The organism is Georgenia sp. Marseille-Q6866 (assembly GCF_965111665.1).
The window spans coordinates 45,396-71,803 of the sequence record NZ_CBCOOR010000009.1; the positions used below are offsets into that span (position 1 = coordinate 45,396).

Below are 26,408 nucleotides of genomic sequence, written 5' to 3' on the forward strand. Positions count from 1 at the left end.
GCCACCTGCCCGCGGCGACCGAGACCCGGCACCACCCCCGCCGGGGAGCAGGACTGCGACGGCTGACACAGGGAGACCGACACCATGAGCACGACGACGCGCCCCGCCTCGCAGGCTGAGCTCACCATCGACGTCTACGACACGACCCTGCGCGACGGCGCGCAGCAGGAGGGAATGAACCTCTCCTTCGCGGACAAGCTCGCCATCGCCCCGCTCCTCGACGAGCTCGGGGTCGGGTACATCGAGGGCGGGTGGCCCGGCGCGATCCCCAAGGACACCGAGTTCTTCGCGCGTGCCGCCAAGGAGCTGGACCTGCGCCACGCGCGTCTGGCCGCCTTCGGGTCCACGTGCAAGGCCGGCACGCGGCCCCACGACGACCCGCAGGTCCGCGCCCTCGTCGACTCCGAGGCGCCGGTCATCACGATCGTCGCGAAGAGCGACATCCGGCACGTCGAGCGGGCGCTGCGCACGACGGGGGAGGAGAACCTCCGGATGATCGCGGACACCGTCCGCTACCTGCGCGAGCAGGACCGCGAGGTCATCCTCGACGCCGAGCACTTCTTCGACGGCTACCGCTACGACGCCGAGTACGCCGTCGCCGCGATCAGGGCGGGCCTGGACGCCGGCGCGCACGTCGCCGTCCTGTGCGACACCAACGGCGGCATGCTGCCCGGCTGGGTCGGCGAGATCGTCACCGCTGTCCGCTCCCGGGTGGACGGGGTCCTGGGCATCCACGCCCACAACGACACCGGCTGCGCCGTCGCCAACTCCCTCGCCGCCGTCGAGGCCGGCGTGCGGCACGTCCAGGGCACCGTCAACGGCTACGGGGAGCGCACGGGCAACGCCGACCTCGTCACCGTCGTCGCCAACCTCGAGCTCAAGCACGGCGTCGACACCCTCGCCGGTGACGGCCTGCGGGAGTCCAGCCGCCTGTCCCACGCGATCAGCGAGATCACCAACATCAGCCCCTACGCCCGCCAGCCCTACGTGGGCTCCAGCGCCTTCGCCCACAAGGCCGGCCTGCACGCCTCGGCGATCCGCGTGGACCCCGACCTCTACCAGCACATCGACCCCGTCGCCGTCGGCAACGACATGCGCATGCTCGTCTCAGAGATGGCGGGCCGCGCGAGCATCGAGCTCAAGGGCCGCGAGCTCGGCATCGATCTGTCCGGCCGCGCAGACGTCCTCTCGCGCGTCACCGAGCGCGTCAAGGCCGCCGAGGCGCAGGGCTACACCTTCGACGCCGCCGACGCGTCCTTCGAGCTCCTGCTCCGCGAGGAGCTCGACGGCGCCCGCCCCCGCTACTTCACCGTCGAGAGCTGGCGGGCCATGGTGCAGACCCTGAGCGAGGACATCTCCCTCACCCTCGCCGAGGCCACCGTCAAGCTCCACACCGGCCGCGGCCGCGTCGTGTGCACGGGGGAGGGGAACGGCCCGGTCAACGCCCTGGACCACGCCCTGCGCCAGGCCCTGGTGGACGTGTACCCCGAGCTCGAGGACTTCGAGCTCATCGACTTCAAGGTGCGCATCCTCGACACCCAGTCCGGCACCGACGCCACCACGCGCGTGCTCATCGAGACCTCCGACGGCGCCCGCTCGTGGAGCACGGTGGGCGTGGGCCCCGACATCATCGAGGCGAGCTGGGAGGCCCTGGTCGACTCGGTCGTCTACGGGCTGCTCCACCGCGACGTCCACCCGCGCTGACCGCGACAGCCGCGGCAGGGGCGGTGCGCGGTAGCCTGCAGGCGTGCGAGGCGAGTACAAGGTTCCCCAGGGCAAGCTGGTCGCCGTCGACCTCGACGTCGTCGAGGACCGGCTGCGCCACGTCAGTGTCTCGGGGGACTTCTTCCTCGAGCCCGACTCCGCGCTGGAGGACATCAACGCGGCCCTCGAGGGCATGCCCGCGACGGCGGGCGCCGAGGAGCTCGCGCAGGCGGTGACCCGGGCGCTGGACCCGCAGGTGGCGCTCGTCGGCTTCAGCGCCGACGCCGTCGGGATCGCGGTGCGCCGCGCGCTCGGCCACGCGACCAGCTGGGCCGACCACACCTTCGAGGTCATCGGCCCCCGCGTGCTGCCGCCCGCGCTGCACGTGGCCCTGGACGAGGTCCTGCCCGGGGAGGTCGCCGCAGGCCGCCGCGGCCCGCTCATGCGGATCTGGGACTGGGACGCCCCGCTCGTGGTCATCGGCTCCTTCCAGTCGGTGCGCAACGAGATCGACCCCGAGGGCCTGGCCCGGCACGGGATGACGGTCGTGCGCCGCGTCTCCGGCGGCGGGGCGATGTTCATGGAGCCGGGCAACTGCATCACCTACTCCCTCGTCGTGCCGACCTCGCTCGTCGAGGGGCTGAGCTTCGAGCGCTCCTACGCCTTCCTCGACGACTGGGTGCTCGGCGCCCTCAAGGAGGTGGGGGTCAACGCGCGGTACGTTCCCCTCAACGACATCGCCTCCGACGCCGGGAAGATCGGCGGGGCCGCGCAGAAGCGCTTCGCCAGCGGCGTCGTCCTGCACCACGTGACGATGAGCTACGACATCGACGCGGACAAGATGCTCCAGGTGCTGCGCATCGGCCGGGAGAAGATGTCGGACAAGGGCACGGCGAGTGCGAACAAGCGGGTCGACCCGATGCGCTCGCAGACCGGTATGAGCCGCGCGGCCATCATCGACGCCTTCATCGCCCACTTCGAGGGCCGCTACGACACCGTGCGCTCGGACTACACCTCCGACGAGCTGGCCCGCGCCGAGCAGCTCGTCCAGCACAAGTTCCTCGACGACGCCTGGACCTACCGCGTTCCCTGAGCGCTCCTCTCTCGCCGCCACCTGGATCGTGCGCGGGGCAGGATCCAGCTCTCGGCGCGATGGTGGAACCACGCCCGGTCCCACGGCGGGGCCGGTACGCGGCCGCGATATGGTCGACGGCGTGAGCAGTGAGGTGGCCGAGCGCCTGGCGCAGGTGCGGGAGCGGGTGGCCGCCGCCGCCCGTGTCGTCGGCCGTGGCCCCGCGGAGGTCCAGCTCCTCCTGGCGGTCAAGACCCTGCCCGCCGACCGCGTCCGGGGGGCGATCGACGCCGGCGCCCACCTCCTCGGGCACAACCGGGCGCAGGAGCTCGTCGCCACCGCCCCCGACCTCGCCGGCCTCCCGCACGAGATGCACTTCATCGGGCGGCTGCAGTCGAACAAGGCAGGCAAGGTCGTGCCGCTCGTCAGCTGCGTCCAGAGCGTCGACAGCCTCGCCCTCGCCGAGCGGCTCGACCGCCTCGCCGCCCGCGAGGGACGCCGCCTGGACGTCTTCGCCCAGGTCAACACCTCCGGTGAGGACACCAAGGCCGGGGCGGCGCCGCAGGACGCGCTCGCGCACGCCCTGGCCGTCGCCGCCCTGCCGCACCTGCGGCTCCGCGGGCTCATGACGATCGGCGCCCGGTCCGAGGACGTCGACGTCGTCCGCGCCTCCTACGAGCGGCTCGCCGCGCTGCGGGACGACGTCGTGGCGAGCGGTGCGCCGGGGACCGCCGACGCGCGCGAGCTGTCGATGGGGATGAGCACGGATCTCGAGCTCGCCGTCGCCGCCGGCGCAACGATGGTCCGGGTCGGGACCGCCGTCTTCGGAGCCCGTCCCACCGGCTAAGTTGTCCTCCACGGGGGATCGTCACGTACCGTGTCGGGGTTCTTGAGAGACGGGAAGGTCCATGTCCGACACCGGCCGCCGGCTGACGCCGGCGCAGCTGCTCCTCATCGTCGTTGTCAGCATCCTCGTGCTGCTCTTCGTCATCCTCCTCGCCGGCCGTCTCACGAGCGGCGGGGGCGAGCCGGGTGCGGACGCGTCGACGGCCACCACCGCCCCGTCCGGCGACACGACCGACGACACGACCGACGACGTCACGCCGACGCCGGAGCCCGAGGCGGAGTACTTCGCCTCGCCGTCGGGAAACATTGTCTGCGCGCTCACCCCTGACAGCGCCGACTGCGTCATCTCGAACTTCCAGTACGAGCCCGAGGACGCCGACTGCGAGGAGGAGGGTGCCGGCGGGCACCTGCGCGTGGAGGCGGCCGGGGCGTCGATGCCCTGCGAGCCGCTCGTCGTCGCCGGCGACGTGCCGGCCCTGGACTACGGGGAGACGACGACGGCGCACGGCTTCACCTGCGAGAGCGCCGAGTCCGGGGTCACCTGCCGCCACGACGACTCCGGCTACGGCTTCGCGGTGGCTCGGGCGTCCTACGAGCTGTTCTGACGCGACGAGGGCCGCCCGGGATGTCCCGGGCGGCCCTCGTCCTCAGCGAGTCACCAGATGCGCACGCGCTCCTCGGGCGGGAGGTACAGCGCGTCGGTGCGCTCGACGTCGAAGGCCTCGACGAAGGCGTCGAGGTTGCGCACCACCCCGTTGCAGCGGAACTCGTTGGGGGAGTGCGGGTCGATCGACAGCAGCCGGACCACCTCGGCGTCGCGCGCCTTCTGCTGCCAGATGCGGCCCCACGAGAAGAAGATTCGCTGCAGGCCGGTGAGCCCGTCCACCACCGGAGCATCCTCCAGGCCGGACAGGCCCTGCTTGCGCAGCGCGATCTCGTAGGCCTTGATCGCGATCGACAGCCCGCCGAGGTCGCCGATGTTCTCCCCGATCGTCAGGGCGCCGTTGACGTGGTGCGAGCCGTCCAGCTGGGCGGGGGAGAAGGCGTCGTACTGGGCGATGAGGGCCGTGGTGCGGGCCTCGAACTCGGTGCGGTCCTGCTCGGTCCACCAGTCGTGCAGGCGGCCAGTGCCGTCGTACTTGCTGCCCTGGTCGTCGAAGCCGTGGCCAATCTCATGCCCGATGACCGAGCCGATGCCGCCGTAGTTCCACGCGTCGTCGGCGTCGACGTCGAAGAACGGGGGCTGCAGGATGGCGGCCGGGAAGACGATCTCGTTCATCGTCGGGTTGTAGTAGGCGTTGACCATCTGCGGCGGCATGAACCACTCGTCGCGGTCCATGGGCTCACCGAGCTTGGCGAGGTTGCGCGCGGTCTCGAAGAGCTCGGCGCGACGGACGTTGCCGAGCAGGTCGGTCGGGTCCGTCTCGAGGGTGGAGTAGTCGCGCCACTTGTCGGGGTAGCCGATCTTCGGCGTGAAGGCGGCGAGCTTCTCCAGCGCGCGCTCCTTGGTCTCCTCGCCCATCCAGTCCAGCTCGGTGATCGACTGCCGGTAGGCCTCGATGAGGTTGTCGACGAGCTTTTGCATCCGGGCCTTGTGCTCGGGCGGGAAGTGGCGCTCGACGTAGATCTTGCCCACGGCCTCGCCCAGGGCGCCCTCGACGAGCGCGACGCCCCGCTTCCAGCGCTCGCGCATCTCCGGCGCGCCGGTGAGGGTGCGGCCGTAGAAGTCGAAGTGCTCCTCGACGAAGGCGGCCGGCAGGTACGGCGAGCGGGCGGAGACGACGTGCCACAGCAGCCACATCCGCAGCGAGTCGACGTCCAGCTCCTCCCACGCCGCGGCGAAGTGGGTGAGGAAGGAGGGCATCCCGACGATGGTGGAGTCGACGGCGCCCGCGGGCAGGTTGAGCGACTCGCGCCACAGGTCCCAGGGGAAGCCGGGAGCGGAGTCGAGGACCTCGGCCCACGTGCGGGGGTTGTTGATCTGGTCCGCCTCGCGGGAGCGGACCTTGTCCCAGTGGCCGGCGGCCAGGCGGGTCTCGACGTCCATGACGCGCTGCGCCGCGCCCATCGCCTCGTCGGCGGTGACGAGCCCGGAGAGCTCGAGCATCGCGGCGACGTGCGCGAGGTAGGCGGCGCGGGTCTCGGCGTGGGCGTCCTCGCGGTAGTAGGACTCGTCGGGCAGGCCCAGCCCGCTCTGCCACAGGAAGACGCGGTAGCTGTCGGGGTCGTTGAAGTCGGTGTCGACGAAGAGCGCGACGGCGCCGCCCACCCCCGTGGAGGCGAGCGTGCCCATCGCGCGGGCGAGCGACTCCTTGTCGCGGGCGGCGGTGAACAGCTCGAGGTCCGGCTGGAGCGGCCCCGTCCCGAGCGCCTCGATGCGCTCCTCGGCCATGAACGAGGCGAACAGGTCGCCGACCTGCTTGGCCTCGCCCGTCGCGTCCTCCGCGGCGGCCGCGTCGGCGATGATCTCGCGCACCCGCTGCTCGGACAGGTCGCGCAGCACCATGAAGGCGCCGTCGCGAGCGCGGTCGGCCGGGATCTCGTGCTCGCGGAGGTAGGTCCCGTTGATGTGGCGGTAGAGGTCGTCCTGCGGCCGCACGGTCGTGTCCATGGCCTGCTCGAACGACATCGACGTGGTGGTCTCGTCAGTCGTCATGGTCCGACGATACGGGAGGGGCCGCAGCCGGCGCGGGCTGAGATCGTCGTCCGCAGCGGTCGCGGGACACGGCAAGATAGGGACCATGCGCATCCACATCGCCGCCGACCACGCCGGGTTCGAGCTCAAGGTCGCCCTCGTCGAGCACCTCACCGCCGGGGGCCACGACGTCGTCGACCACGGGGCCCACACCTACGACGCCCAGGACGACTACCCGTCGTTCTGCTTCGCGGCCGGGGAGGCCGTCGTCGCCGAGCCGGGCAGCCTGGGGATCGTGCTGGGCGGCTCCGGGAACGGCGAGCAGATCGCCGCGAACAAGGTCCGCGGCGTGCGCGCCGCGCTCGCGTGGGACCTGGACACCGCGACGCTCGCGCGCACCCACAACGACGCCAACGTCCTGTCCCTCGGCGCTCGCAAGCACTCGGTCGACGACGCCGTCGCCATGGTCGAGGCCTTCGTCGCCGAGCCCTTCTCCGGCGAGGCCCGCCACCAGCGCCGCATCGACCAGCTCGCGGAGTACGAGCAGCGCTGAGGCGGGCCCCCTCCTCCTAGAAGCCCCAGCCGGTCGACGCGGCGACGGGCCACGCGAACGCCGTCGCCGCGGGCACGAGGGTGCCGGGCACGAGCTCGGTGGCCCGGCCCGCCGCGGCGAGGGCGGCGATCGACGTCGCCCCGAGGTACACCGCCCCGAGGTCGGCGATGCCGAGCGCGAGCTCGGCCGGCTCGTCGGTCCGGGTGACCTCGGCGCCGTCGGGGCCGCCGCGCACGTGCCAGCGGCCGGCGTTGTCGGGCACGAGCGGGTCGTCGACCTCGAGGACGACGTCGACGGCGGCCGGGTAGGCCCGTGCCTCCAGCGCCGCCGGCACGTCGAGGATGCGGACCCAGACGTCGTCGTGGACCCGACGCTCGATGCCGCGCAGCTCGGTGAGCAGCCCGAGGAGGGCGTCGTCGGGGGCGAGGTTGTGGGCCTTGACCTGCCCCATGAGGTCGAGGTCGAGGAGCGTGGACCACAGCGCCCGGGAGGCGGCGGGGTCGAGGGCGAGGGCGTCGTGGACGCTGACGGTGCCCGTGGGCAGGTTCTCCTCGCCCCAGCTCTCCTTGCGACGCAGGACGGCGTAGCCGCGCGGCTCGCCCGAGGGGTCCCGGACGACGGCGATGCGCTTGCGCTCGGCGCCGCGGCGCGCGGAGGGCCAGTCGACGAGGTGCGCGGCCCGCAGCTCCGGGGTGTCCCGGGTGATCCACCCGGGCCGCACGACGGCACCGTGGACACGCTCGACGACCTCGGGGCCGTGGTACGCGGGGTCGAGGTTCTCGAGCTCGACGACGAGCGCGTCGGCGCCCGCCACCGCCCGGAGGCCGGCGCCGCGGGACAGCGAGAGGGACACGCGGTGGGAGGCGATCCCGTAGCCGTAGCGCCCGTAGATGCCGCTCTCGGCGGCGTTGAGCACGGAGAGGACCTCCCCGCGCTCGCGGGAGCGACGCAGGTGCGCGTGGAGCATCGCCCGGCTCAGTCCCCGCCGGCGGTGGCCGGGGTGCACACCGACCCACGTGAGGCCGGCGGCCGGTAGGCGCTTGCCGCCCGGCACCTGGACCCGGAAGGCGAAGGAGGAGTGCATCGCCGCGAGCGTGGTGCCGCGCGGCCCGTCGTGCCACACGCCGACGCTCCGGCCGGGCTCGAGGTTCCACACGTCGGCGGGCTCGTCCTCGGGGTTGAGGTCGAAGGCGAAGGCCCAGCGGTCGATCTCGCGCATGGCCTCGCGGTCGGCGACGTCGTCGAGCTCGGCCAGGCGGTATCCGGACGGCAGCGGGGTCTCGGGCGGGTCGGTGAAGGTCACGGGCAGAGCATGTCAGCGGCCCGGACGGCGTCGCGAGCGGATTTTGGGACAATGACCGGCGTGACCGACTGGAGCGAGCTCGTCCTCGACATCGCCGACGACGTCCCGCCCGGCCGTGCCACGACGTACGGCCTCGTCGCGGAGGCCGCCCGCGCCCGCACCGGCCGAGGCTCGGCGCGGTCGGTCGGCGCCGTCATGTCCCGCGAGGGCAGCTCCGTCGCCTGGTGGCGGGTGGTCCGCGCCGACGGCTCCCTGCCCGAGCAGCTCAGCGCCCGCGCCGCCGAGCACTACCGCAGCGAGGGGACACCACGGCGACCCGGCGGCTCCGTCGACCTCACCCGCGCCCTGTGGGACCCCGTGGAGGACCCCCATGCCTGAAGGCCACTCGATCCACCGCCTCGCGCTCGCCTTCGACGAGCTGCTCCACGGCGAGCGCCTGGAGGTCACCTCACCGCAGGGGCGCTTCGCCGCGGGCGCCGAGCTGCTCGACGGACGGCGCCTGGCGGCGACCGACGCCCACGGCAAGCACCTCTTCCTCGGCTTCGCGCAGGACGGTGAGGCGCCCGAGGACTTCCGCTGGCTGCGGGTGCACCTGGGGCTGTACGGCTCGTGGACCTTCGCCGGCGACACCACCTTCCACGCACCGCACGCCATCGGCGCGCCCCGGCGGCGGGTCGCGGAGGAGGAGACACCCGTGGGGGACGGCGGCGCCCAGGCGCTGTCGCCGGCGGAGTGGACGGTGCCCGAGCCGCGGGGCGCCGTGCGGGTGCGGCTGCTGGGGGAGCACGGCGTCGCCGACCTCACCGGCCCGACCGCCTGCGAGGTGGTGACGCCGCAGGAGAAGGACGCCGTGCACGCCCGGCTGGGTCCCGACCCGCTGCGGGCGGACGGGGACGTCGAGCAGTTCGTCGCCAACGTGCGCCGCCGGGCGCGGCCGGTGGGCGAGCTGCTCATGGACCAGTCCGTCATCGCCGGCGTCGGCAACATCTACCGCGCCGAGGCGCTCTACCGGGCCCGGCTGCACCCTCGCAAGCTCGGCCGGACCGTCGCCGCGCCGCGGCTGCGGGAGATGTGGGCCGACCTGGTCACGCTCATGTCCGACGGCGTGGCCACCGGCCGGATCGTCACGACCGAGCCGGAGGACCGCGAGGTGGACGAGGACCGCTGGTACGTCTACCACCGTGAGGGGCGCCCCTGCCTGCGGTGTGGGAGCAAGGTCGCCGAGGACGAGATGGCCGGTCGGCGGGTCTTCTGGTGCCCGCGGGAGCAGCGCCGGCCCTCGGCCGCCGCCTGACGAAAACACTCGCGGCGGGCGCGCGACCGGGGGCAGCATCGGGGGCATGGACGAGGAGACTGTCACCACCGAGCTGACCGCCGTCGTGGCGCGGGCCGAGCGCAACGTCGCCCACGACGGCGGGCCCTTCGCCGCCGTCGTCGTCCTGCCCGACGGCCGGCGCTTCGAGGGGGTCAACCGCGTGGTGCCGACCAGTGACCCGACGGCCCACGCGGAGGTCGTCGCCGTCCGACGCGCGTGCGCCGCGACGCGTTCGGTCGCGCTTGACGGCGCGGTCGTCTACGCGAGCTGCGAACCCTGCCCCATGTGTGTCGCGGTGGCCCTGTGGGCACGCGTCGACGCGGTCTACTACGCCGCCGACCGCCACGACGCCGCGCGCGCCGGCTTCGACGACGCCGCCTTCCACGACTACTTCACCGACCCGGCGCACCGGGAGCTGCTGCCCGTGGTGCGGCAGTCGGTGCCCGCGGCTACCCGGCCCTTCCTCGCCTGGGAGGGCCGGGCGGACCGGACGCCGTACTGACGCCCGGCTAGCCCACCGCGCTCGCCGCTGAGCTCGGCTACCGCTCCGAGGCGGCCTTCAGCCGGGCCATTGCCGGACCCTGGGCGCGGTGCGGCGGGAGTCGGCTCAGATGAACAGCGCGGGATCGGCGTAGGGGTCGATCTCCGGGGGGTTCTCGCGGACGCGGCCGGGCACTCCGACCGCGACCGCACCCGCCGGCACGTCCTTGACAACGACGGCGTTGGCGCCGATCTGGGCGTCGTCGCCCACGCTGATCGGGCCGAGCACCTTCGCGCCGGCGCCGATGACGACGCGGTTGCCGATCGTGGGGTGCCGCTTGCCGCGCGTCATCGAGCGGCCACCGAGGGTGGTGCCGTGGAAGAGGACGACGTCGTCGCCCACCCGGGAGGTCTCGCCGATGACGACGCCCATCCCGTGGTCGATGAACAGGCGGCGGCCGAGGACGGCCGCCGGGTGGATCTCGACGCCGGTGAGGGCGCGCACGAGCTGGGACAGCAGGCGCGCCGGCAGCTTGCCGAGGGGACCGGCGTGCCACATCCGGTGGCAGACCCGGTGGGCCCACAGTGCGTGGACCCCCGGGTAGCCGAGCGCCACCTCTGCGAGGCTGCGCGCCGCGGGGTCACCGCGGCGCGCAGCCTCGAGGTCCTCCCGGAGGAGGACCCAGAAGCGGATGTGGGAGTTGTGCACGTCAGTCGGCGAACTCGCTGTAGAGCGGCGTCGAGAGGTAGCGCTCGCCGAAGCTCGGGATGACGACGACGATCGTCTTGCCCTCGGCCTCCGGGCGGGCGGCGATCTCGAGCGCGGCGGTCACGGCGGCGCCGGAGGAGATGCCGACGAAGATGCCCTCCTCGGCCGTGAGCCGGCGGGCCATCTCCACGGACTGCTCGGCGTTGACGTCGATGACCTCGTCGTAGACGGAGGTGTCGAGGATCTCGGGGACGAAGTTCGCGCCGATGCCCTGGATCTTGTGCGGGCCGGGCTGCCCGCCGTTGAGGATCGGCGACTCGGCCGGCTCGACGGCGATGATCTTGACCCCGGGCTTGCGCTCCTTGAGGACCTGGCCCACGCCGGTGATGGTCCCGCCGGTGCCGATGCCCGCGACGAAGTAGTCGACCTCGCCGTCGGTGTCGTTCCAGACCTCCTCGGCGGTGGTCTGGCGGTGGATGGCGGGGTTGGCCTCGTTGGCGAACTGGCGGGCGAGGACGGCGCCCTTGCGCTCCGCGGCGATCTCCTCGGCCTTGCTGACGGCGCCCTTCATGCCCTCGGAGCCGGGGGTGAGGACGAGCTCGGCACCGAAGGCGCGCAGCAGCGCGCGGCGCTCGCGGCTCATCGTCTCGGGCATGGCGAGGACGACGTTGTAGCCACGGGCGGCGCCGACCATCGCCAGGGCGATGCCGGTGTTGCCCGAGGTCGCCTCGACGATCGTGCCGCCGGGGGGCAGCGCACCGGACTGCTCGGCGGCGTTGACGATCGAGACGCCGATGCGGTCCTTGACGGAGCTGGCGGGGTTGTAGAACTCGAGCTTGGCCAGGACGGTGGCGCCCAGGCCCTCGGTGACGCGGTTGAGGCGCACGAGCGGGGTGCGGCCGATGAGGGCGGTGACGTCGTCGTAGATACGTGCCATGGGACTTCCTTCACTTCGGGAGGTTCGGGGCAGGGGCGCCACCGACTCTGGTGGCTGGGGAGCGCCGGGCATGCGGCAGGCCGCACGGTTGGAGCCGGGCGCTCTACGGACAGCGCTGGCAGCGGGAGGAGGCGGGGGCGGCGAGCACGAGCACGGCTGCGGCATCTCCTCTCACTGCTGCCGGGCCGGTCGACGTGCCGGCCTGCGTTCCTTGAACCCTAAACCAGGCCATCGGGCCGATCAATCGGTGGTCGTATCGCGGGCGGGGGCCTGCCGGCGGGCGCGGGCGGCGTAGGTGTTGAGGAGTGCGGCACCCGACGCGGCGTCGTCGACGGTGACGACGAGCCGCCGCCCGCCGGAACGCTCGACGGCGACCGCCTCACCGGAGCGGATGACGACGCCGACCGTCCCCGACACGTTCGTGCGCAGTCCCCAGCCGCCGAACTCGGGGAAGGGCCGCACCGTGGTGACGTCGGCGCGCTCCACCTCACCGGCTGGGACGTGGATCCGGGGCCAGCCGAAGGTGCCGCGGGCGGTGAGCCCGCGCGCGTCGACCTGGACCTGCCACGTCGTCATGGTGAGGACGAGGACGAGCAGCGGGACCGCGACGACGAGGGGGACCAGCGTGTCCCCGAGGAGCCACAGGGCCACGCCGCCCACCGCGCCGACGGCGACAACCACCCAGGTGACCGTGGTGCCCAGGCCCGCGACGCCGCGGACCCACACGGCGCGCTGCCCCTCGGGCAGGTCCGCGGTGGGGGCGCCCTCGGCGAGTGAACCGGTCGCGGGCAGGGCCGGGTCGGCGCCGGCCGACGCGCCCGCCACCGCCCCGAGGAGCAGGGCAGCGAGGATGCTGGCGACGAGCCAGCCGTCGGGGGAGGCCGCAGCGGTCGCCGAGGCGACGTCGACCTGAGCGGCGACGCTCGCCAGCGTCATGCCGGCGAACAGCACCGAGAGCCCGACAGCCAGGCCGAGCGTGAGGCGGCGCGTGATCGCCTGGCGGCCCGCGAGGACGGAGAGGGCGGCCATGACGAGCAGCGACAGGCCGCTGATGACGGCCATCGGCACGAGGAGCTCGGCGACCGAGCCGGTGCGGTCGACCGCGCCCGTGGGGCCCCAGTGGACCGCGACGGTGTCGGGCAGGCGGGGGAGCAGGCGGACGACGACGAGCCAGGCGGCCGCCGTGACGAGCGCCGGCACGAGGACGCCGAGCACCCAGGCGCGGCGGCGGTGGGGCAGGGGGTGGGTCATGAGGTCTCCTCCGTGGAGCTGAGCAGGGCGGCGACGGCGGACATCGGCAGGCCGAGACGGCCCGCCTCGCGGCGGACGGTGGCCACGGCCTCGAGCAGCGGCGCGTAGTGCTCGACGGCGTGGGCGGTGACGACGGCGCCGCGCCCGCGGCGCAGCTCGACGAGGCCCTCGTCGCGGAGCAGCTGGTAGGCGTGGAGCACCGTGTGCTGGTTGACGTCGAGCGACTCGGCGAGGTCCCGCGCCGACGGCAGCCGCTCGCCGCTGGCCACCTCGCCGCGCAGGACGGCGGTGCGCACCTGGCCGGCGAGCTGCTCGAACAGCGGCAGCGCCGAGGACGGGTCGATCCGAATGAGCATGGCACAACCTTACTTGCTCTACCCCAACTAGAACAACTCTCCGACCCCTCCACGTCGAGCGCTGAGTTGTTCCGGGAACAACCCACCGCTCGGCGCGATGGGTGGGGCGGGAGGGCTATGCGGGAGCTCGACCACGCGCGTCCCTGCCGGCCTCACCTTGGCGACGCCGCCGGTGAGGCCCGCGACCGCGGAGGTGAGGGCGCCGTCGTCGTTCGTCGCCAGGACGAGGGTCACCTGCTCGGCGTAGGCGACGTCGTCGACGGCGAAGCCGAGCGCTCGCAGCTCGGACTCCACGCGGCCGGCGTCGGCGTGGGGGAGCGAGACCGCGTGGAGGCGGCTCTCGCGCTGCACCACCACCGGTGCCTCCTCGAGCGCCGAGCGGACGGCGTCGGAGTACGCACGTACCAGTCCGCCCGTGCCGAGCTTGACCCCGCCGAAGTAGCGGACCACGACGGCGGCGAGGTCGACCAGCCCGCTCCCGCGCAGCACCTCGAGCATCGGCATGCCGGCGGTGCCGGCCGGCTCGCCGTCGTCGGATGACCGCTCGACGAGGTTCGTCCCAGGAACCCGGACGACGAAGGCGGAGCAGTGGTGCCGGGCGTCGGGGAAGGCGTGCCGCGCGTCGTCGACCAGCGCGCGCGCCGCGGCCTCGTCGTCGGCGCGGCGCAGCCACGTGATGAAGCGCGAGCGGCGGACCTCCAGCTCGGTCGCGGTGGTCACGCCGCCGGTCAGGGTGCGAACATCCATGGTGTGGCCATTGTGGACGCCCCGGAGGGGGCAATGTCACACCCGGCCGCAGCGTCCGGCATTGGACCCGGACGCCTGCGCCGTGGCACGCTATACGACGGCAATCGTCTCGACCACGAAAGGAGCGGCAGGGCAGATGGCAGTTCCGAAGCGCAAGATGTCCCGTAGCAACACCCGCTCTCGCCGGTCCCAGTGGAAGGCGGAGCCCACCACGCTCCAGACCGTCCGCGTCCAGGGCCGCGAGATCCAGGTGCCCCGGCGCCTGGCGAAGGCCTACCAGAAGGGCCTGGAGTTCGCAGACTGATCGCGACTCACGCGTGGACGGCCGTCACCCCTCGGGGTGGCGGCCGTCTCGCGTTCCCGCCCCGTGCTGCTCGAGCCAGACGAGGACGTCGCGGGGCACGTCGCTGCTCGAGATCGTCGCCACGTGGCCGCGTCCCGGATATGTGACGAGGGTGCTGCCGGCGATCCCCGCCGCGGTCTCCCGGACGGTGTCGAGGGAGAAGAACCGGTCCTCCTCGCCGGCGAGGAGCAGGACCGGCGCGGTGATCCGTGCGAGGGCCTCCCACCCGTCGAAGGTGCGCTCGGCGTCGGCCTCGACGAGCAGGTCGCCCGGCGGCGTGGCCGACCCGGTGACGAGCCTGCCCGTGAGGTGGCCGGCGACCCGGCGCAGCCGCGCGCGCCGCTGATCGGGCAGGACGTACTCGAGGAAGACCGCCCCGGCCTCCGCGTCGCGGCCCTCGGCACGCAGGCGTGCCCACCGGGCGTCCACCTCCGCGCCCCACTCCTCGACCCGGGCCGCCGCCCCGACGAGGACGACCGCACCCACGACGTCGGCGTGGTCGGCGGCGAGGTGCAGCGCGACCAGGCCGCCGTAGGACTGCCCGAGCACGACGTCGGCCGTGCCGCCCATCTCCTCGCGGACGAAGCGGGCGTGGTCGGTGGCCATGTCGGCGACCGTGTGGCCCGGGGGCATGTGCCTGGGCCGGGTCACGGTCCAGACGGTGAACCCGGCGTCGACGTAGGGCCGCAGCTCGCGCTCGTTGAGCCGGCCCATGAGGCCCTCGGGCAGGTCGCTCCCGGGGCCGCCGGGGATGCTGAGCAGGGACCGCGGGCCGTCACCCAGGACGAGGAACTCCATCCCGCCGGCCGACGTGCCGGTGCGGCGGGGGAGCGGCGGACTGCTCGGGCGTGCCGCGGCGATGACGCCGCCGGCGACGGCGGCCAGGACGGCGCCCACTGCGAGCTGCCTGCGAGCGGTCACGGGCCACCTCCTGGAGGGGCGCACCTGCGCTGGTGCGTGGAGCGGGTGACCAGAATCGAACTGGCACCATCTGCTTGGAAGGCAGAGGCTCTACCATTGAGCTACACCCGCAGCGCGCCGGTCTCCCGGCGTGCAGCCCCGAGTGTAACGCGCCGAGCGGGGTCCCCTACAATCGGCTCGCGGCCACCGGCCGACCGGGATGTAGCGCAGCTTGGTAGCGCATCCGCTTTGGGAGCGGAAGGTCGCAGGTTCGAATCCTGTCATCCCGACCCCTGCGTGCGGCGGACGTCACCGCTGCCGGGCTCCTGCGCCGTCGCGGGCCCCCGCAGCCGTGCTCTACGATGGAACGCGCCTGTGCGCACGTCCGTCTGCCTCGGTTCGCGCACGCACAGCACCCGCACTTCCCCCGCGCGGGGGCGTCCCATGGAACCGAAGAGTGGAGAGCATCGCAGTGAAGAGCGCCGTCGAGACCCTTGAGCCCACCCGGGCCAAGCTCACCGTCGAGGTGTCGTACGAGGAGCTCAAGCCGAGCATCGACCACGCCTACTCGCACATCGCCGAGCAGGTGAACGTGCCCGGGTTCCGCAAGGGCAAGGTCCCCGCCCGCATCATCGACCAGCGTGTCGGCCGTGCGGCCGTCATCGAGCACGCCGTCAACGACGCGCTGCCGGGCCTGTACCGCGACGCGGTCGCCGAGACCGGCATCAAGCCGCTCGGCCAGCCCGAGGTCGACGTCACCGAGGTCCCCAACCTCACCGGCGCGGTCGGTGGCCAGCTCACCTTCACGGCCGAGGTGGACGTGCGCCCCGAGATCGCCCTCCCCGACCTGTCCACCTACGAGATCACCGTCGACTCCGTCGAGGTGACCGACGAGGACGTCGAGCAGCGTCTAGAGTCCCTGCGCGAGCGCTTCGGCACCCTCGTGGGCGTGGACCGCGCGGCCGCCGACGGCGACTTCGTCTCCATCGACCTCAAGGCGACCGTGGGCGAGGAGGAGGTCGACTCCGTCACCGGGACGTCCTACCAGGTCGGCGCCGGCACGATGCTCGAGGGCATGGACGAGGCCATCACCGGCCTGTCCGCCGGCGAGAGCACCACCTTCACCACCACCCTCGTGGGTGGCGAGCGCGCCGGTGAGGAGGCCGAGGTCACCGTCACCGTCAACAGCGTCAAGGAGCGCGAGCTCCCCGCCGCCGACGACGAGTTCGCCGAGCTCGCCTCCGAGTTCGACACGATCGACGAGCTGCGTGCGGACCTGCGCGAGCAGGTCGGCAAGGACCAGAACTCCAACCGCGCCGTCGCCGCCCGCGACCAGCTCCTCGAGCGCCTGCGCGGCGAGATCGAGTTCCCGCTGCCGAAGAACGCCGTCGACGCCGAGATCAAGGCGCACCTCGAGGCCGAGGGCAAGCCCGAGGACGACCCGCACGGCGAGGAGGTCCGCGAGGACACCGAGAAGGCCATGCGCGACCAGTTCATCCTCGACGAGCTGGCCCAGGCGCTGGAGGTGCAGGTCGGGCAGAACGAGCTCCTCGAGTTCCTCCTGTCCACCTCCCGCCAGTACGGCATGGACCCCAACGAGTTCATCCAGTCCGCCGGCCAGGCGGGCCAGATCCCGATCTTCGCCGGTGAGCTCGCGCGCAACAAGGCGCTGGCCGTCGCGCTGCGCAAAATCAAGGTCGTCGACGGCGAGGGCAAGGACGTCGACCTCAGCGACTTCATCGGCTCCGACGACGACGACGCCGCGGCGGCCCTCGCCGAGGCCGCCGCCGTCGCGGACGCCGCCGAGCCGGCCGCCGAGAGCGCCGAGTCCGGGGAGAGCGCGGACAGCGCCGACTCCGGCGACAGCGCCGACTCGGCCGACAGCGGTGACTCGGCCGACTCGGCCGACAGCGCGGAGTCCGCGCCCAGCGCCGACTGACTCGACCATCCGCAGGGCGGTGCCGACACGGCGCCGCCCTGCGGCGTACCCGGACCAGCCGGGTGCGCCAACAGCGAAAACACCCGTGAGGCGGCAGAGATGAGCCGCAGGCGGGGTTAGTGTCCTAAGAACATCGCCGCACGGCGGGTCCCCACGACCGCCGGTGCCCCGGACGACCAATGGGAGCGTGTACGTGAGCCACCAGCCTCGAGGTGCCCACGAGGGCAACAGCCTCGGCCTCAGCGACTCGATCTACCAGCGTCTCCTCAGGGAGCGCATCATCTGGCTCGGCACGGAGGTGCGTGACGACAACGCCAACGCCATCTGCGCCCAGATGCTCCTGCTCGCGGCGGAGGACCCCGAGCGCGACATCTTCCTCTACATCAACTCCCCGGGTGGCTCGGTGACGGCCGGCATGGCCATCTACGACACCATGCAGTACGTCCAGCCGGACGTCGCGACCGTCGGCATGGGCATGGCCGCGTCGATGGGGCAGTTCCTCCTCTCCTCCGGTGCCAAGGGCAAGCGCTACGCCACGCCCCACGCCCGCGTCATGATGCACCAGCCCTCCGGCGGCATCGGCGGCACCGCCACCGACATCCGGATCAACGCCGAGCTCATCCTCCACATGAAGCGCGTGCTGGCCGAGATCACCGCCGAGCAGACCGGCAAGACGGTCGAGCAGATCAACCGGGACGCCGACCGCGACCGCTGGTTCACCGCGCCCGAGGCGATGGAGTACGGCTTCGTCGACCACGTCGTCGAGTCCGCTGCCTCCGTCTCCGGTGGCGGCGGGACGACCGGCAAGTAGCGGACCACGACGACCACCCAGGAGCATCAGTGAGCATCGAATCCCAGTTCATGGCCCGCGCCGGACGCCTTGACGGCTCCGCCCTCGCCGGAGGTCTCGCACCGGCCGCGCCGTCCGCGCGGTACGTGCTGCCCCAGTACGAGGAGCGCACCGCCTACGGGTACAAGCGCCAGGACCCGTACACCAAGCTCTTCGAGGACCGCATCATCTTCCTCGGGGTGCAGATCGACGACGCGTCGGCCGACGACGTCATGGCCCAGCTCCTCGTCCTCGAGAGCGCGGACCCCGACGGCCTCATCACGCTGTACATCAACTCGCCCGGTGGCTCCTTCACGGCGCTCACCGCGATCTACGACACGATGCAGTTCATCAAGCCGCAGATCCAGACGGTCTGCCTTGGCCAGGCGGCCTCCGCCGCGGCCGTGCTGCTCGCGGCCGGCTCGCCCGGCAAGCGGCTGGCGCTGCCGAACTCGCGCGTCATGATCCACCAGCCGGCGGTCCAGGGCGGCGGCTACGGCCAGGCCTCGGACATCGAGATCCAGGCCCGCGAGATCCTGCGGATGCGCGAGTGGCTCGAGGAGACCATCGCCTTCCACTCCGGCACGCCGGTCGAGCAGGTGCGCGAGGACGTCGAGCGCGACAAGATCCTCACGGCCGCCGAGGCCCTCGAGTACGGCCTGGTCGACCAGGTCCTCGAGTCCCGCAAGGCACAGGCTCCCGCGATCACCGCGTGAGCCACCCCCGCCGGCCGGGCACCTGCCCGGTCGGCGGACCCGTGTCCGGGCGACGTCCGCGTATCGCTCGACACACCACGGCCCGGTGACAAGACACGCGGGCCCGTCATGGTGTCCAATGGGCGGTGACCCCACCGGCGAAGAGGAGTGAGCATGGCACGGAGTGCTGAGGGTACTGACCTGCTCAAGTGCTCCTTCTGTGGCAAGAGCCAGAAGCAGGTGAAGAAGCTCATCGCCGGGCCGGGGGTGTACATCTGCGACGAGTGCATCGACCTGTGCAACGAGATCATCGACGAGGAGTTCGCCGAGGCCAGCGAGCTCGGCCTGGTCGACCTGCCCAAGCCGCGCGCTATCTTCGACTTTCTCGAGCAGTACGTCGTCGGCCAGGAGCCTGCCAAGCGCTCCCTCGCCGTCGCCGTCTACAACCACTACAAGCGGGTCCAGGCCGCCGAGAAGACCCCCGCCGCCGACGACGTCGTCGAGCTGGCCAAGTCCAACATCCTGCTCATCGGCCCCACCGGCACGGGCAAGACCTACCTCGCCCAGACGCTGGCGAAGATGCTCAACGTGCCCTTCGCGATCGCCGACGCGACGGCGCTCACCGAGGCCGGGTACGTCGGTGAGGACGTCGAGAACATCCTCCTCAAGCTCATCCAGGCCGCCGACTTCGACGTCAAGAAGGCCGAGAAGGGCATCATCTACATCGACGAGATCGACAAGATCGCTCGCAAGAGCGAGAACCCGTCGATCACGCGCGACGTGTCCGGTGAGGGCGTGCAGCAGGCGCTGCTCAAGATCATTGAGGGCACCCAGGCGTCGGTGCCGCCGCAGGGCGGGCGCAAGCACCCACACCAGGAGTTCCTCCAGATCGACACGTCGAACGTGCTGTTCATCGTGGCCGGCGCCTTCGCCGGGCTCGAGGACATCATCACCTCGCGCGTCGGTCGCAGCGGGATCGGCTTCGGTGCCACCCTGCGCTCCACCGAGGTGGACGTGGACCCCTTCGCCGAGGTGCGGCCCGCCGACCTCCACAAGTTCGGGCTCATCCCCGAGTTCGTCGGCCGCCTGCCGATCGTCACGACCGTCTCCCCGCTCGACCGCGGCGCGCTCATCAAGATCCTCACCGAGCCGCGCAACGCGCTCGTGCGCCAGTACCAGCGGATGTTCGAGATCGACGGCGTGGAGCTGGAGTTCACCGAGGACGCCCTCGAGGCGATCGCCGACCTCGCCCTCCTGCGCGGGACCGGCGCCCGCGGCCTGCGCGCCATCATGGAGGAGATCCTCCGCGAGACGATGTTCGACGTCCCCAGCCGGGACGACGTCGAGAAGGTCGTCATCACGGCCGAGGTCGTCAAGCAGAACGTCAACCCCACGCTCGTGCCGCGCGAGAAGAAGCGCCGTCCGCCTCGTGAGAAGAGCGCCTGACGCACCTGCGATGAGGTGCGGGCCCGCGTTTCGTGGACCACAGTAGACAGCACTGCACGCGAGACGAGTGAGGTGCTGTCACATGCAGATCGACTGGCTCACGAGCCTGGTTCCTAGTGGCGACGACGTCGTCACCGTCACCTTCGACGCGACGCGCGAGTCGGAGAACGGCTACCAAGCCGTGCTCACCCGATGGCGCGACCTGCGCCGCACGCTGGAGGGCCGAGGCGTGAGCGCCCGTACCCTCGACCACGTCGACGAACAGGTGCGCGTTCCCACCCACGTCCCCGGCAAGCACGGTCGCACGATCGTGGCGGGGCCGGAGGGCGTTGTCATCGACCGGGTGCTGCCCGAACCGCCGTCCGACGACACCGGGGTCGTGGGCCTCGACGTCGTGTCGCTGGCCAAGGTCGCGGACGGCACCGTCGCCTACCTGCTGGCCGAGATCGACCGCACGGGGGCCGATCTCACCCTGCAGAGGCACGCCGCCTTCGAGTACGAGGCGGGGGGCGACGAGCTGGGCAGCGTCGAGGGCGACCAGGACGTCATCAACAAGGTGCGCCGCGCCGGCATGGCGACCCGACGCCTGCAGGCCCGCGCCGAGGACTCGTGGGAGCGCAACGCGGAGACCGTCGCCTCCGAGCTCGACCGGATCGTCACGGAGCGCCGGCCCGAGCTCCTGCTCCTCACCGGCGACGTCCGGGCCGTCGCGCTCGTGCGCGAGCGGCTGGGCGCGGAGGCAGGGGCCATCGCCACGGTGCTCGAGGGCGGCTCGCGCGCTGCCGGCGTCAACGAGCAGGCCTTCGAGCGCAAGCTGCACGAGGCACTGGAGATCTTCCGGGCACGTCGCCGCGAGGAGGTGCTCGACCGCTTCCGTCAGGAGGAGGGCCGGGACGGGACGGCGACGCAGAGCGTCGACGACGTCGTCGCGGCGCTCTCCCGCGGCCAGGTCGCCGAGCTGCTCCTGCGGGAGGACACCACGGGGCGCAACTCCCAGCTGCGGCTGCGCAGCCTCTGGGCCGGGAACGGGGCCCTCGAGATCGCCACGACACCTGCCCTCGTCGCCGACCTCGGCGTCAGCGAGCCGCGGGAGGTGCGTGCCGACCTCGCGATCGGCCGGGCCGCCGCGGAGCAGGCGGCAGGGGTGACGATCGTCGACGAGGCGGCCGCCGAGCTCGTCGACGGCGTCGGTGCGCTGCTCCGGTGGCGGGACGCCTCGACCCCGAGCGAGCACGCCTACAAGGTGAGCGGGGACAACGCCCGCTCCTGACCCGGACCGGCGGCGCCGTCCCACAGGGGCGGCGCCGTCGGCGTGTCTCGTGACGTTCTCGTCAGGTCCGACGGACAGCCGGCTCGGTGTGCGGGCCAGGGCCGGGCCGATCCGGCTGCTCGCCGCGCACGGCCGCGCGAGTGGCGAGGGCCCATCCCCACACGAGCGGCAGCAGCGCGCTTCCCAGGGACGTCACGGTCGTGATGGTGACCATGAGGGGGAGGAAGAGCACGAGGAGAACCGCGGTCGTCCGCGGCCGGAACCCGCGACGCAGCAGGAGGCTCCCGAGGGCGATCCCACTGCCGGCGATGACCAGGGCAGCGGCGATGCCGACGAGGAACATCTGGTCGGTCCACGGGGTGAAGTACTCGCCGACGACGGACACCGTCATCATCACGTAGCCGGCCAGCGTGACCAGCCACAGCGTCCGCTCGGTGCCGCCGGGGCGCCGGCGCCGGTACACGAGGTAGGCGGCTGCGACGAGGGCGAGGCAGACGGGGGTCCAGACCTTCCCGTAGGTGACGTAGACGGTCCACCCGTCGGCCCAGTCGAGCAGCGGCCGCAGGATCCGGGTAGCCGGCTCGGCCCAGGCGCGAGCGAGGGGGGATGCCGCGAGGTCGTCCGGGTGCACCTGGAAACGGGCGAGCGCGTGCAGCTGACCGACGACGGTTCCCAGGACCGCCATCGTCCAGGCGGCGCGGTTGATCCTCCGTGCGGTGGTGGGGCTGATGTCCATGACTGCTCCTCTGGCCGGACGCCGGCGTCGACATGATCGCCACTACCGACCGTAGGAACAGCCGCGAGGGCCGTCGTCGTCACGGAGGACGAGCTGCCGCTGCCGGCAGGACGGGGCCAGCGCCCCGCGTCCTCCTCGAGGAGGACGATGCGTCGCCCGGGCGGCGGTACCGTCGCGATGTGGCGCGCAGGAGCTGGGCCTTCGACATCGCACTCGCGGTGGTCGTCGGCGTGGCCGGCCAGCTCGAGGCGTGGTGGGGTGTGGGTGCGACGCACCGGCAGGGGCCGCTGTGGGCGCAGGCCCTCCTGTACGGCGTCAGCGCGGCGCTGCTCGTCGTCCGCCGGGTGAGTCCGCTCGGGTGCCAGGCGGCGATCCTCGCGGTGAGCGTCGCCGTGTTCCTCGCCTACGGGGCGCCGGAGGGGAACGCGGTCGCCCTGCCGTCCGCGATCGCCGCCTACACGGTCGGCAGGCTGGTGGAGACCCGCCGGGCGTGGTGGAGCCTGGCCCTGGCCGCCGCGTACTGGGCGGCGTGGTCCGGTCTCGATCCGCTGAACGAGGGTGCCTCGGTCGCCGAGCGGCTGGGTACCGTCGTGTGGCTCTCCCCGATCGTCATCGCGTGGCTGGTCGGGGTCCTGCTGCGGCTCTCGACGGTCAACCGGGAGCAGCGCCGGGCAGGCGTGCTGCAGCGGGAGGCGCAGGCCGTCGCGCAGGAGCGCAACCGGATCGCGCGAGAGCTGCACGACGTCGTCGGGCACAGCGTCAGCGTCATGACGGTCCAGGCGTCGGCGGTCCGCCGTCGGCTCACGCCGGACCAGGCCGTGGAACGGGAGGCGCTGGAGGCCGTGGAGGTCACCGGGCGGGCGGCGATGGCCGAGATGCGCCGGCTGGTCGGCGTCCTGCGCGACAGCGACGACGGCACCGACCTCATGCCGGCTCCCGGCCTCGCCCGGCTCGACGACCTGGTCGAGCAGGTCCGAGCCGCGGGCCTGGAGGTCTCGGTGTCGGTGACCGGCACCCCGCGAGCGCTGGCGCCGGGGCTGGACCTCACCGCCTACCGTCTCGTGCAGGAGGGCCTGACGAACACCCTGCGCCACGCCCGGGACGCCCACGGCGCCGACGTGTCGATCCGCTACGGGGCGGACCATGTCGAGGTTGCCGTCCGTGACGACGGCCGGGTGACGTCGGAGCAGGCCGCCGAGCCGGGCATCGGCCTGGTCGGCATGCGCGAGCGCGTGGAGCTCTACGGTGGCTCGCTCGTCAGCGGGCCGTGCGCACCCGGCGGGTTCGCGCTCGTCGCGACACTGCCGACGGGACCGACGTGAGCTCCCCGACCGCGGTCCCGCCGTCCGACCCGATCAAGGTCCTGGTCGTCGACGACCAGGCCCTCGTGCGAGCGGGCTTCCGCCTCATTCTGGAGATCGAGCCGGACATCACGGTGGTCGGTGAGGCAGCGGACGGGGCGCAGGCCGTGTCCCAGGCCGCCGCCTTGAGGCCGGACGTGGTCCTCATGGACGTGCGCATGCCGGTGGTCGACGGGATCGCCGCCACCCGCCAGATCGTCGCCTTGGGCAGCGGGGCGCGGGTGGTCATGCTCACGACCTTCGACATGGACGAGTACGTCTTCGCCGCTCTGCGGGCCGGCGCGAGCGGGTTCCTCCTCAAGGACGTGCAACCCGAGCTGCTCGTCTCCGGCATCCGTGCGGTGCGTGCCGGTGAGTCGCTGCTGGCACCGACCGTGACGCGACGCATGATCGAGCTGTTCCTCCAGCGGCCGCGGCCGGTCGACGTCGAGGCCCGGGCGAACCTCGCGACCCTCACCGCCCGCGAGCACGAGACCCTGCGGATGCTGGCGCGAGGCCTGACGAACGCGGAGATGGCCGCCGAGATGTTCGTGTCGGAGACCACGGTGAAGACACACGTCGGCCGGGTGCTCATGAAGCTCGCGCTGCGCGACCGGGTGCAGGCGGTGATCTACGCCTACGAGACAGGCGTCGTCCCCGGCCCTGACGGGTGACACCGCCTGTGAGGGCAGGGTGCAGCCGCTCGGCGTCCACGGCGCGGCCACGCAGCCGTCGCGGGGGACGTTGCCCCTAGGATCGGCCCATGAGCGAGACCATCCCGGCCGAGCTGGCAAGCGCCCGCGGCACGATCGACAACATCGACGCCGCCCTCATCCACCTCCTCGCCGAGCGCTTCAAGTGCACCCAGCGGGTGGGGCACATCAAGGCCGACCTCGGCCTGCCGGCGTCGGACCCCGACCGTGAGGCCGACCAGATCCGGCGCCTGCGCGCCCTCGCCGAGGTCGCCGGGCTCGACCCGGTCTTCGCCGAGAAGTTCCTGTCCTTCATCGTCGAGGAAGTCATCCGCCACCACGTCGCGACGGCGGAGTCCCGCCAGTCCGAGTAGCCCCCCACTGCCGCATATGCGCGAATATCGCGGCCGCCGCTTCGCAACGGCCGCGATATTCGCGCATATGCGGGAGGTGCTGGCGGGGGTGGGGGCTCAGGTGCCGTAGATCGCGTCGATCTCGCGGTCGAAGTCCTGCAGGACCTTGGCGCGCTTCACCTTCTGGCTCGGGGTGAGGTAGCCGTTCTCCATGGTGAAGTCGGCCGTGAGGACGGTGATCTTGCGGATCGACTCGGCCCGGGAGACGGCCTCGTTGGCGCGCGTGACCGCGCGGTCGAGGGCGGCGAGCACCCGCTCGTCCGTGGCGGCCTGCTCGACGTTCATCGGGGGCAGGTCGTGGTTGGCGAGCCAGCCCGGCAGCATGTCCTCGTCGAGCGTCACGAGCGCGCCGATGAAGGGGCGCCCGTCGCCGACGACGACGACCTGGGAGACCAGCGGGTGGCCACGCAGGCGGTCCTCGAGCACCGCGGGCGCGACGTTCTTGCCGCCGGCCGTCACGATGATCTCCTTCTTGCGGCCGGTGATGCGCAGGTAGCCGTCGGAGTCGAGCTGCCCGAGGTCGCCGGTGACGAACCAGCCGTCCTCGGTGAAAGCCTCCGCCGTCGCCTCGGGGTTGTCGTGGTAGCCGCGGAAGACATGGTCGCCCTTGACGAGCACCTGCCCGTCCTCGGCGATCGCCACGCGGGTGCCGGGGTAGGGCGGACCCACGGTGCCGATCTTCGTGAGGCCGGGGCGGTTGACGGTCGTGGGGGCGCCCACCTCGGTGAGGCCGTAGCCCTCGAGGACCCCGACGCCGATGCCGCGGAAGAAGTGCCCGAGGCGCTCACCCAGGGGGCCGCCACCGGAGATCGCCCAGTCGAGGTTCCCGCCCATCGCGCCACGGATCTTGGCGTAGACGAGCCGGTCGGCCACGGCACGCTGCGCCTTGAGCGCGGCCGACGGTCCGCCGTTGGACTCCAGGGCGCGCGAGTAGGTGATCGCGACCTTCGCGCCCCACCGGAAGATGCGCTGCTTCGCACCGGCGCCCGCCTTGGCGTCGGCCGAGTTGTACACCTTCTCGAAGACGCGGGGGACGGCGAGGAGGAAGGTTGGCTTGAAGGCGTCGAGGTCCGCGACGAGGTTCTTCGCGTCCGGCACGTGGCCCATCGTCGCGCCGGAGTAGACGCACAGGATCTGGACGAAGCGTGCGAAGACGTGCGCGATCGGCATGAACAGCAGGGTCCGCTTGTCCGTGCCGCGGACGACGCCGGAGAAGTTCGGGTCGTCGCTGCCGTTGACGACGAGGCTGACGAAGTTCCCGTGGGTGAGCTCGACGCCCTTGGGCCGTCCGGTGGTGCCGGAGGTGTAGATGATCGTCGCGAGGCTCGACATGTCGGCGGCCTCGGCGCGCTCGGTGACCCGTTCGGCAGGGACGTCGGTGCCGTGGCCGATGGTCGTCTCGACGGCGTTCTCGTCCAGCACGAGCACCCGCTCGAGGTGCTCGAGCCGCTCCACCATGGGCTGGAGCATGGCCGCCATCCCGCGGGTCTCGGCGAAGACGACGCGCGCACCGGAGTTCGACACGATCCACTCGGCCTGCTCGGCGGAGGAGGTCTCGTAGATCGGCACGGGCACGGCGCCGGCGGACCAGGCGGCGAAGTCGAGCAGCGACCACTCGTAGCTCGTGTGCGCCATGATCGCCACGCGGTCCCCGACCTCCACGCCCAGGCCGATGAGGCCCTTGGCGACGGCGGTGACCTCCTCGGCGAAGGTCTGCACGCTCACCGGGACGAACTTCGTGCCCAGGGAGGACTTGCGCTCGAAGATGACCCCGGCGGGGTCGCGGGCCAGCCGGTCGGCCAGCACCCAGGGCAGGGACATGTGCGGCTCGAGCCGCCCGACCCCGGGCGTGCTCGCCTCGGGACGCTGCTCGTTCATCGGTCGATCCTCTCGCCGG

27 protein-coding genes and 2 tRNA genes are annotated in these 26,408 nt (G+C 72.4%); 18 read left to right on the plus strand and 11 right to left on the minus strand.

Translation table 11 applies throughout. From position 1 onward, the window contains the following. Positions 1–84: 84 nt before the first annotated feature. The 4 genes from cimA (at position 85) to ACWPXV_RS09255 (ending at position 4,227) form a co-directional block, all read left to right on the plus strand. Positions 85–1,704 carry a citramalate synthase gene (gene cimA / locus ACWPXV_RS09240; RefSeq protein ID WP_454084965.1) on the plus strand — a complete coding sequence of 540 codons (1,620 nt, stop codon included), beginning with the start codon at positions 85–87 and terminating at the stop codon, positions 1,702–1,704. A 43-nt stretch (positions 1,705–1,747) separates the two neighbouring features. Further along, positions 1,748–2,797 (plus strand): lipoate--protein ligase family protein, encoded by a 1,050-nt coding sequence (locus ACWPXV_RS09245; protein WP_454084966.1) that lies wholly within the window; start codon positions 1,748–1,750, stop codon positions 2,795–2,797. Between the two features lie 121 nt (positions 2,798–2,918). Continuing rightward, positions 2,919–3,623 carry a YggS family pyridoxal phosphate-dependent enzyme gene (locus tag ACWPXV_RS09250; RefSeq protein ID WP_454084967.1) on the plus strand — a complete coding sequence of 235 codons (705 nt, stop codon included), beginning with the start codon at positions 2,919–2,921 and terminating at the stop codon, positions 3,621–3,623. Positions 3,624–3,684: 61 nt separating this feature from the next. Beyond that, entirely contained in the window at positions 3,685–4,227 is a 543-nt protein-coding gene (locus tag ACWPXV_RS09255; RefSeq protein ID WP_454084968.1) for a hypothetical protein, read from the plus strand. Between the two features lie 50 nt (positions 4,228–4,277). Here ACWPXV_RS09255 and ACWPXV_RS09260 read toward each other — a convergent pair whose 3' ends face one another. After that, a complete protein-coding gene (locus ACWPXV_RS09260) occupies positions 4,278–6,278 on the minus strand; it encodes a M13 family metallopeptidase (protein ID WP_454084969.1) in 2,001 nt (666 codons plus the stop codon). 85 nt (positions 6,279–6,363) lie between these two features. Between ACWPXV_RS09260 and ACWPXV_RS09265 the strand changes: the two genes are divergently transcribed. After that, a complete protein-coding gene (locus ACWPXV_RS09265) occupies positions 6,364–6,810 on the plus strand; it encodes a ribose-5-phosphate isomerase (RefSeq protein ID WP_454084970.1) in 447 nt (148 codons plus the stop codon). 16 nt (positions 6,811–6,826) lie between these two features. Here the strand turns inward: ACWPXV_RS09265 and ACWPXV_RS09270 are convergent, their stop codons facing one another. Continuing rightward, positions 6,827–8,113 (minus strand): GNAT family N-acetyltransferase, encoded by a 1,287-nt coding sequence (locus ACWPXV_RS09270; RefSeq protein WP_454084971.1) that lies wholly within the window; start codon positions 8,111–8,113, stop codon positions 6,827–6,829. A gap of 51 nt (positions 8,114–8,164) precedes the next feature. On the opposite strand from ACWPXV_RS09270, the gene ACWPXV_RS09275 reads away from it, so the two are divergent. From ACWPXV_RS09275 to ACWPXV_RS09285, 3 genes are read left to right on the plus strand one after another with little or no spacing between them, the layout of a single operon-like run. Then, positions 8,165–8,491, plus strand: coding sequence for an MGMT family protein (locus tag ACWPXV_RS09275; protein WP_454084972.1), 327 nt, complete (start codon positions 8,165–8,167; stop codon positions 8,489–8,491). Continuing rightward, positions 8,484–9,407, plus strand: a complete 924-nt coding sequence (locus tag ACWPXV_RS09280) for an Fpg/Nei family DNA glycosylase (protein WP_454084973.1) — start codon at positions 8,484–8,486, stop codon at positions 9,405–9,407. The genes ACWPXV_RS09275 and ACWPXV_RS09280 overlap by 8 nt, the downstream gene beginning before the upstream one ends. A 46-nt stretch (positions 9,408–9,453) precedes the next feature. Next, positions 9,454–9,930 (plus strand): nucleoside deaminase, encoded by a 477-nt coding sequence (locus ACWPXV_RS09285; RefSeq protein WP_454084974.1) that lies wholly within the window; start codon positions 9,454–9,456, stop codon positions 9,928–9,930. 105 nt (positions 9,931–10,035) lie between these two features. On the opposite strand, the gene epsC is transcribed toward ACWPXV_RS09285, so the two are convergent. From epsC to ACWPXV_RS09310, 5 genes are all read right to left on the minus strand, one after another. Next, a complete protein-coding gene (gene epsC, locus ACWPXV_RS09290; protein ID WP_454084975.1) occupies positions 10,036–10,617 on the minus strand; it encodes a serine O-acetyltransferase EpsC in 582 nt (193 codons plus the stop codon). A gap of 1 nt (position 10,618) precedes the next feature. Beyond that, a complete protein-coding gene (gene cysK / locus ACWPXV_RS09295; protein WP_454084976.1) occupies positions 10,619–11,554 on the minus strand; it encodes a cysteine synthase A in 936 nt (311 codons plus the stop codon). A 240-nt stretch (positions 11,555–11,794) separates the two neighbouring features. Further along, complete coding sequence (locus tag ACWPXV_RS09300) at positions 11,795–12,805, minus strand: DUF1648 domain-containing protein (RefSeq protein ID WP_454084977.1); 1,011 nt, start codon at positions 12,803–12,805, stop codon at positions 11,795–11,797. Next, a complete protein-coding gene (locus ACWPXV_RS09305) occupies positions 12,802–13,161 on the minus strand; it encodes a GntR family transcriptional regulator (RefSeq protein WP_454084978.1) in 360 nt (119 codons plus the stop codon). The genes ACWPXV_RS09300 and ACWPXV_RS09305 overlap by 4 nt, the downstream gene beginning before the upstream one ends. 27 nt (positions 13,162–13,188) lie before the next feature. After that, the gene (locus ACWPXV_RS09310) at positions 13,189–13,908 is read right to left on the minus strand and encodes an IMPACT family protein (RefSeq protein ID WP_454084979.1); all 720 of its coding nucleotides are present in this window, start codon (positions 13,906–13,908) and stop codon (positions 13,189–13,191) included. 136 nt (positions 13,909–14,044) lie between these two features. Between ACWPXV_RS09310 and rpmF the strand changes: the two genes are divergently transcribed. Then, positions 14,045–14,212 carry a 50S ribosomal protein L32 gene (gene rpmF, locus ACWPXV_RS09315; protein ID WP_110853715.1) on the plus strand — a complete coding sequence of 56 codons (168 nt, stop codon included), beginning with the start codon at positions 14,045–14,047 and terminating at the stop codon, positions 14,210–14,212. A gap of 24 nt (positions 14,213–14,236) precedes the next feature. Here rpmF and ACWPXV_RS09320 read toward each other — a convergent pair whose 3' ends face one another. Next, positions 14,237–15,172 carry an alpha/beta fold hydrolase gene (locus ACWPXV_RS09320; protein ID WP_454084980.1) on the minus strand — a complete coding sequence of 312 codons (936 nt, stop codon included), beginning with the start codon at positions 15,170–15,172 and terminating at the stop codon, positions 14,237–14,239. Positions 15,173–15,209: 37 nt separating this feature from the next. After that, positions 15,210–15,283, minus strand: a tRNA-Gly gene (locus tag ACWPXV_RS09325). An 84-nt stretch (positions 15,284–15,367) separates the two neighbouring features. Here ACWPXV_RS09325 and ACWPXV_RS09330 point away from each other — a divergent pair. The 6 genes from ACWPXV_RS09330 to ACWPXV_RS09355 all read left to right on the plus strand — a co-directional run bounded on the left by ACWPXV_RS09330 (position 15,368) and on the right by ACWPXV_RS09355 (position 21,330). Continuing rightward, positions 15,368–15,441: transfer RNA gene (locus ACWPXV_RS09330), tRNA-Pro, on the plus strand. A gap of 167 nt (positions 15,442–15,608) precedes the next feature. Beyond that, a complete protein-coding gene (tig, locus tag ACWPXV_RS09335) occupies positions 15,609–17,090 on the plus strand; it encodes a trigger factor (RefSeq protein ID WP_454084981.1) in 1,482 nt (493 codons plus the stop codon). A gap of 193 nt (positions 17,091–17,283) precedes the next feature. Continuing rightward, a complete protein-coding gene (locus tag ACWPXV_RS09340; RefSeq protein WP_193311508.1) occupies positions 17,284–17,901 on the plus strand; it encodes an ATP-dependent Clp protease proteolytic subunit in 618 nt (205 codons plus the stop codon). A gap of 29 nt (positions 17,902–17,930) precedes the next feature. Next, entirely contained in the window at positions 17,931–18,635 is a 705-nt protein-coding gene (locus ACWPXV_RS09345; protein WP_454084982.1) for an ATP-dependent Clp protease proteolytic subunit, read from the plus strand. A gap of 153 nt (positions 18,636–18,788) precedes the next feature. Beyond that, positions 18,789–20,060 (plus strand): ATP-dependent Clp protease ATP-binding subunit ClpX, encoded by a 1,272-nt coding sequence (gene clpX / locus ACWPXV_RS09350; protein ID WP_454084983.1) that lies wholly within the window; start codon positions 18,789–18,791, stop codon positions 20,058–20,060. Between the two features lie 82 nt (positions 20,061–20,142). Beyond that, positions 20,143–21,330, plus strand: a complete 1,188-nt coding sequence (locus tag ACWPXV_RS09355; RefSeq protein WP_454084984.1) for a baeRF2 domain-containing protein — start codon at positions 20,143–20,145, stop codon at positions 21,328–21,330. A gap of 61 nt (positions 21,331–21,391) precedes the next feature. Here ACWPXV_RS09355 and ACWPXV_RS09360 read toward each other — a convergent pair whose 3' ends face one another. Then, on the minus strand, positions 21,392–22,066 hold the full coding sequence (locus ACWPXV_RS09360; RefSeq protein WP_454084985.1) for a hypothetical protein: 675 nt from the start codon (positions 22,064–22,066) through the stop codon (positions 21,392–21,394). Between the two features lie 179 nt (positions 22,067–22,245). Here ACWPXV_RS09360 and ACWPXV_RS09365 point away from each other — a divergent pair, with 179 nt between their 5' ends. From ACWPXV_RS09365 to ACWPXV_RS09375, 3 genes are all read left to right on the plus strand, one after another. Next, positions 22,246–23,388: a sensor histidine kinase gene (locus ACWPXV_RS09365; RefSeq protein WP_454084986.1), complete on the plus strand. Its 1,143-nt coding sequence runs from the start codon at positions 22,246–22,248 to the stop codon at positions 23,386–23,388. Next, positions 23,385–24,080, plus strand: coding sequence for a response regulator (locus ACWPXV_RS09370; protein WP_454084987.1), 696 nt, complete (start codon positions 23,385–23,387; stop codon positions 24,078–24,080). Before ACWPXV_RS09365 ends, ACWPXV_RS09370 begins: the two co-directional genes overlap by 4 nt. An 89-nt stretch (positions 24,081–24,169) precedes the next feature. Beyond that, positions 24,170–24,472, plus strand: a complete 303-nt coding sequence (locus ACWPXV_RS09375) for a chorismate mutase (protein WP_454084988.1) — start codon at positions 24,170–24,172, stop codon at positions 24,470–24,472. Between the two features lie 96 nt (positions 24,473–24,568). On the opposite strand, the gene ACWPXV_RS09380 is transcribed toward ACWPXV_RS09375, so the two are convergent. After that, complete coding sequence (locus ACWPXV_RS09380; protein ID WP_454084989.1) at positions 24,569–26,389, minus strand: AMP-dependent synthetase/ligase; 1,821 nt, start codon at positions 26,387–26,389, stop codon at positions 24,569–24,571. Positions 26,390–26,408 lie beyond the last annotated feature (19 nt).

Bases quoted from the DNA above. Each gene is read 5' to 3' on its own strand.
- cimA (WP_454084965.1), top strand. From the start codon at position 85: ATGAGCACGACGACGCGCCCCGCCTCGCAGGCTGAGCTCACCATCGAC.
- ACWPXV_RS09255 (WP_454084968.1), top strand. From the start codon at position 3,685: ATGTCCGACACCGGCCGCCGGCTGACGCCGGCGCAGCTGCTCCTCATC.
- ACWPXV_RS09260 (WP_454084969.1), bottom strand. From the start codon at position 6,278: ATGACGACTGACGAGACCACCACGTCGATGTCGTTCGAGCAGGCCATG.
- ACWPXV_RS09265 (WP_454084970.1), top strand. From the start codon at position 6,364: ATGCGCATCCACATCGCCGCCGACCACGCCGGGTTCGAGCTCAAGGTC.
- ACWPXV_RS09275 (WP_454084972.1), top strand. From the start codon at position 8,165: ATGACCGGCGTGACCGACTGGAGCGAGCTCGTCCTCGACATCGCCGAC.
- ACWPXV_RS09280 (WP_454084973.1), top strand. From the start codon at position 8,484: ATGCCTGAAGGCCACTCGATCCACCGCCTCGCGCTCGCCTTCGACGAG.
- ACWPXV_RS09285 (WP_454084974.1), top strand. From the start codon at position 9,454: ATGGACGAGGAGACTGTCACCACCGAGCTGACCGCCGTCGTGGCGCGG.
- cysK (WP_454084976.1), bottom strand. From the start codon at position 11,554: ATGGCACGTATCTACGACGACGTCACCGCCCTCATCGGCCGCACCCCG.
- ACWPXV_RS09300 (WP_454084977.1), bottom strand. From the start codon at position 12,805: ATGACCCACCCCCTGCCCCACCGCCGCCGCGCCTGGGTGCTCGGCGTC.
- ACWPXV_RS09305 (WP_454084978.1), bottom strand. From the start codon at position 13,161: ATGCTCATTCGGATCGACCCGTCCTCGGCGCTGCCGCTGTTCGAGCAG.
- ACWPXV_RS09310 (WP_454084979.1), bottom strand. From the start codon at position 13,908: ATGGATGTTCGCACCCTGACCGGCGGCGTGACCACCGCGACCGAGCTG.
- rpmF (WP_110853715.1), top strand. From the start codon at position 14,045: ATGGCAGTTCCGAAGCGCAAGATGTCCCGTAGCAACACCCGCTCTCGC.
- clpX (WP_454084983.1), top strand. From the start codon at position 18,789: ATGGCACGGAGTGCTGAGGGTACTGACCTGCTCAAGTGCTCCTTCTGT.
- ACWPXV_RS09355 (WP_454084984.1), top strand. From the start codon at position 20,143: ATGCAGATCGACTGGCTCACGAGCCTGGTTCCTAGTGGCGACGACGTC.
- ACWPXV_RS09360 (WP_454084985.1), bottom strand. From the start codon at position 22,066: ATGGACATCAGCCCCACCACCGCACGGAGGATCAACCGCGCCGCCTGG.
- ACWPXV_RS09375 (WP_454084988.1), top strand. From the start codon at position 24,170: ATGAGCGAGACCATCCCGGCCGAGCTGGCAAGCGCCCGCGGCACGATC.
- ACWPXV_RS09380 (WP_454084989.1), bottom strand. From the start codon at position 26,389: ATGAACGAGCAGCGTCCCGAGGCGAGCACGCCCGGGGTCGGGCGGCTC.